This window comes from Geminicoccus flavidas (genome assembly GCF_009806515.1).
In the GTDB taxonomy this organism is placed as follows: Bacteria; Pseudomonadota; Alphaproteobacteria; order Geminicoccales; family Geminicoccaceae; genus Geminicoccus; species Geminicoccus flavidus.
In genome coordinates, this window is the sequence record NZ_WUJP01000757.1 from 1 (window position 1) to 5359 (window position 5359).

Annotated in this window: 3 protein-coding genes; 1 reads left to right on the forward strand and 2 read right to left on the reverse strand. The window is 71.4% G+C overall.

The window, feature by feature from the left end; all coding sequences use genetic code 11:
- Window positions 1-1963, forward strand: a 1963-nt coding sequence (locus tag EQG76_RS21760) for a PAS domain-containing protein (protein ID WP_159716421.1), incomplete at its 5' end; no start/stop codon positions are given.
- Window positions 1964-1982: 19 nt separating this feature from the next.
- Here EQG76_RS21760 and scpA read toward each other — a convergent pair.
- Together scpA and EQG76_RS21770 are read right to left on the reverse strand one after the other, a co-directional pair.
- Window positions 1983-4136: a methylmalonyl-CoA mutase gene (gene scpA / locus EQG76_RS21765; protein ID WP_159716422.1), complete on the reverse strand. Its 2154-nt coding sequence runs from the start codon at window positions 4134-4136 to the stop codon at window positions 1983-1985.
- The coding region (locus EQG76_RS21770; RefSeq protein WP_235031500.1) for a methylmalonyl-CoA mutase family protein at window positions 4133-5359 on the reverse strand (1227 nt) is incomplete at its 5' end. The genes EQG76_RS21770 and scpA, both read right to left, overlap by 4 nt.

Sequence of the window (5359 nt, forward strand, 5' to 3'; positions counted from 1 at the left end):
GCCCGGAATGCCGGCCAGCACCTGCCTGCAGGCCGGTGCCGAGTTCTTCGCCGCCGCCGACGTCGCCACCTTCGAGCATGACCTCGCGGCCGGGCTCTTGCGGCTTTCCAGAGCGGCCGTCGAGATGGTGGGGATCGGGAGCGAGCACTGCGTGGACGTGGCGGACCACGACCGCAGCGTCCATGCTGACGACCTCGACCGGCTGCGCGCCGAGCGGCGCAGGGCTGCCGAGCGCGGCGGCCCGTTCCAGTTCGCCTACCGGATGGTGCGCCCGCGGGACGGGCGAGTCATCTGCCTGGAGGCACGCGGCACCGCGCTGCGCCAGCCGGCAAGCGGCGGGGTCACGCTCGGCGGGATCCTGTGGGACGTCACCGCGGCACGGGCCGGCGACAGCGAGGTCGCGGCCTTGTGCCGTGCGCTCAGCATGGAGGTCGCGGCACTGACCCGGCTGCACCGCCTGTCAGGGCGCCTCGCGGCCTGCACCCGGCTTGAGCCGCTCCTGGAGCAGGTGCTGGATGCCGCCATGGCGCTGCAGGATGCCGATCTGGGTGTCCTGCGGCTCTACGAGCCCGAGCACCGCACGCTCAGGATCGCGGCACAGCGCGGCTTCGACCAGGCGGTGGTGGACGAGTTCCGCGTGCTGCCGGTGACGGGCCGGATGCTGGTGGTGGTCCGGGCATTTAACACAAGACGCCGGATCGCGGTGGAGGACATCACCCGCGATACCGACCCGCTGCTGGACAAGGACCGCGCGAGGGAGCTGGGCATCCGCGGGGCGCAGGCCATCCCGCTCATCGACGGGGGCAGTCGCCCGCTGGGCGTGCTATCCGCCTATTTTCGTGCACCCATGCTGCCCTCGGCGAGCGATCTGCATCATCTCGACCTGTTCGTAACCCAGGCGGCCGAGGCGATCGGCGCCCGGCTGGACGAGCCCGTCCAGCAGCTTGCCGTCAACCGGCTGCGTGCCGGTTGGGACGCCATCCCGCAGCCGGTCTGGCAGGCGGATGCGGCAGGCGCCTGGATCTGGGCCAGCCGGGACTGGCAGAGCCTGACCGGCCAGACCGCGGACGTATCGGCCGGTGCCGGCTGGCTGGACGCCCTGCATCCGGACGATCGCGCCCGAATCGGTGATGCGCTGGGCAAGGCCCGGGGCACTGACCGGTTCGAGGCCGACCTCCGGCTGTGGCACGCGGCCGAGGGGCACCATCGCTGGTCCAGGATGCGGGCGGAGCCGCTGCCCGATGAGGCCGGCGGGCCGGCCGGGTGGGTCGGCATTACCGTCGACATCGACGACCTGCATGGCCGCCAGGAGCGGCAGCAGCACCTGATGGAGCAGTTGCAGCACCAGTTGCGCAACACGCTGGCGGTGGTGCGCTCGATCGCCCGCCGCACCGCCGAGAGCGCCTCGAACCTGCAGGACCTGGCTGCCCATCTGGATGGGCGGATCGGCGCGCTGGCGCGGGTCCAGGCGGCCGTGACCCGCTTTCCCGGCCGCGGCGTCGACCTGCAGGGCCTGATCGACGAGGAACTGCTCGCGAGCCATGTCCGGCAGTCGAGCCGGCTGCAGGTCGTGGGGCCGCCGGTGCGGCTGAAGGGCAAGGCGGCGGAAGCGCTGGGCCTGGCCATCCACGAGCTGGTCACCAACGCGCTGGAGCATGGCGCGCTGTTCAGCCCGGACGGCCGCATCATGGCGTGCTGGTCGGTGGAGGGTGCCAGCCCCGAGGGCAGGCTGCATTTCGTCTGGGAGGAGCTGTCCGGCGGCAACCCGCAACCGGGGCCGGAGGGCTTCGGCATGCTGCAGCTCAAGCGTGGCCTGGTCTACGAGCTGCGTGCCGAGGTGGAGGTCGATTTCCGGCCGGACGGGATCCGCTGCGACCTGCGCATCCCCTTGAGCGCCGGGATCGTGCCGGACGATCCGCCCGGCGAGGCCGGCGGGATGGCTCCGGCCGGCATCGCCTCCTGACGGGAGGGTCCCGGGCGGCTCATGCCGCGGCGTCGTAGCCCAGCGTGCGGTTCAGGCGCTCGATCAGCTCGCCTGCGGCCTCCGCGATCACCGTCCCGGGCGGGAAGATCGCCGCGGCACCCGCTGCCTTCAGGGCGTCATGGTCCTGCGGCGGGATCACGCCGCCCACCACGATCAGGATGTCGTCGCGCCCGCGTGCCGTGAGCTCGGCCTTCAGCGCCGGGACCAGGGTCAGATGGCCGGCCGCTAGGCTGGAGACGCCCACGACATGGACGTCGTTGTCGACCGCCTGCTGGGCCGCCTCGGCCGGCATCTGGAAGAGCGGGCCGATGTCCACGTCGAAGCCCAGGTCGGCGAAGCTCGACGCGATCACCTTCTGGCCGCGGTCATGGCCGTCCTGGCCCATCTTGCAGATCAGGATGCGCGGCCGGCGCCCCTCGTTCTCGGCGAACCGCTCCACCATCGCCCGGACCTTCGCCACCTTGGCCACCGACCGCGTCTCCTGCCCGTAGATCCCGGTGATCGTGCGGATCTGCGCCACATGCCGCCCCCAGACCCGCTCCAGGGCCTCGGTCATCTCGCCGACCGTGGCACCCGCCCTGGCCGCCTCGATCGAGCCAGCCAGGAGATTGCCCTGCCCCTCCTCCGCCATGGCGGACAGGGCCGCGAGCGAACAGTTGACCGCCGCCTGGTCGCGCCCGGCCTTGAGGCGGGCGAGCTTGTCCAACTGCTCCCGGCGCACCGCGCCGTTGTCGACCTTCAGGACCTCGATCGCCTGCTCCTGCTCCGCCCGGTACTTGTTGACGCCGACCACCACCTGCTGGCCGGAGTCGATCCGGGCCTGGGTGCGCGCCGCCGCCTCCTCGATCCGGAGCTTGGGGATACCCTGCTCGATCGCCCGCGCCATCCCGCCGCTGGCCTCGACCTCCTGGATGTGCTCCCAGGCACGGGCGGCCAAGTCCGCGGTCAGCCTCTCGACGAAATAGGAGCCACCCCAGGGGTCCGCCGGCCTCGTGGTGCCGCTTTCCTCCTGCAGCAGGATCTGGGTGTTGCGCGCGATCCGGGCGGAGAAGTCGGTCGGAAGCGCCAGCGCCTCGTCCAGCGAGTTGGTGTGCAGCGACTGGGTGTGGCCCTGGGTCGCCGCCATCGCCTCGATCATGGTGCGGGTGACGTTGTTGAACACGTCCTGCGCCGTGAGCGACCAGCCGCTGGTCTGGCAATGGGTGCGCAGGCTGAGCGAGCGTGGGTCGGCCGGGTCGAACTGCTTCATGAGCTTGGCCCAGAGCAGCCGCCCGGCGCGCAGCTTGGCGATCTCCATGAAATAGTTCATGCTGATCGCCCAGAAGAACGACAGGCGCGGCGCGAACGCGTCGACCTTCAGCCCGGCGGCCAGGCCGGCCCGGACATATTCCACGCCGTCCGCCAGCGTGTAGGCGAGCTCCAGGTCCGCGGTCGCCCCGGCCTCCTGCATGTGGTAGCCGGAAATGCTGATCGAGTTGAATTTCGGCATCCGCTCGGCAGTGAAGGCGAAGATGTCCGAGATCACCCGCATGCTGTGCCGGGGCGGAAAGATGTAGGTGTTGCGGACCATGAACTCCTTGAGGATATCGTTCTGGATGGTCCCGGTCAGCTTCTCGGGTGGCACCCCCTGTTCTTCCGCCGCCACCACGAACAGGGCGAGGATCGGCAGGACAGCACCATTCATGGTCATCGACACGCTCATCCGGTCGAGCGGGATGCCGGCGAACAGCTCGCGCATGTCCAGGATCGAATCGATCGCCACCCCGGCCATGCCGACATCGCCCATGACGCGGGGATGGTCGCTATCGTAGCCGCGATGGGTGGCGAGGTCGAAGGCGATCGAGAGCCCCTTCTGCCCGGCGGCGAGGTTGCGCCGGTAGAAGGCGTTGCTCGCTGCCGCGGTGGAAAAGCCGGCATATTGCCGGATCGTCCAGGGCGACTGGACGTACATGGTCGGATACGGCCCGCGCACGAAGGGCGGAATGCCGGGCAGGCTGTCCAACGTCGCGATACCTGCCCGGTCTGCCGAGCTGTAGAGGGGGGCGAGCCCGATTCCCTCGGGCGTCTCGAAGCAGGGGGGCTGCGGGGCGCCGGCGGTTGCCGCCGGGCGCGGCCCGAGCGGCAGGCCGGCGAGGCTCGGGACCTTCCTCATCGCAGCTGCTCCACCACGTCTTCCAGATAGGTCATCAGGTCGTCGCCCTGCCGCACGAAGCGATCGACGCCGGCCTCCGCCAGCGCCGGCGCGACGTCGCGCGGCCGCCCCATGAGATGAACCGCACCTGCTCCGGTTTCACGCAGGTGACGCACCGCCGCCACGCCGCTTTCGGCATAATCGGCATCGTCCCCGGCGATCAGCACCAGGCGCGCCTCCGGTGGGACCGCGTCCGACCGGTCGGTGACCGCGGCTTCGAGCCCAGCGGCCGCCAGAAGCCCTTGGGCGAAGCCCAGCCGTCCCGTGTGCCGCGCAACCGGACCCAGGGTCAGGACCGGCACCGGGGCCAGTCCCGCCTGGAGCACCCGGTCACGCAGATCTTCCAGCTCCTGTGCATCGCGGACCCGCGGCAGGCGCCGGCCAAGTGCCTCTTCCCGCCTAGACGGCACCTCGCGCTCGCCTCCGTCCGGATGGAGGCTCACCCCCAGGATCGGCCGCCGGCGCGTCGCCACCAGTGCCCGGCGACTGGCCCGGCGCTCGGCGAGCAGGTCCTCCACCAGACCTATGCGGCAGGCAGCGGCCATGCCGCCCGCGGCCTCGACCCGCTGCAGCACTGCCCAGCCGGCACCCGCCAGCTGTTCGGACAGTTGCTCGACATGCCAGCTGCCGCCGGCCGGATCGGCCACCAGGCCCAGACGGCTTTCCTCCAGCAGGACGTTCTGGATGTTGCGCGCCATCCGCGCGGCGAACGGGTCGGGCGGCGCGCAGGCATGGTCGTGCGGCAGCACGGTCACCGCGTCGGCGCCGCCCAGGCCGGCGGCCGCGGCAGCGATCGTGTTGCGCAAGAGGTTGGTCCAGCGGTCATAGCGGGTCAGCATCCGCGCCGAGCTGGTCGCGAGCACCGTCGGGCGGAGTGCCGGCAGTTCCAGGATCTCGGCCACCCGCCCCCAGAGCCGGCGCAGGGCGCGCAGCTTGGCGATGCCAGCAAAGAAGTCGGCACTGGTGGTGACCCGCAGGATCGCCCGCTCCAGCACCCGACCCGGCTCCTGCACCTCCTCCAGCCGGCGGGCGAGATCCACCGCCAGGGCAATGGTCAGGCCGATCTCCTCGGCGTCGCTGGCACCGGCATCGTCGAAGATCGGGCCGCCCAGGGCGAAGCGGACATCGTCGCGGCCGGCGAGGCCGGCGGCGACGATGTGCCGGGCGGCCTCGTCCGGGCCAGC

Coding starts and splice junctions, on each gene's coding strand:
- scpA (WP_159716422.1), bottom strand. CDS start 4,136: ATGAGGAAGGTCCCGAGCCTCGCCGGCCTGCCGCTCGGGCCGCGCCCG.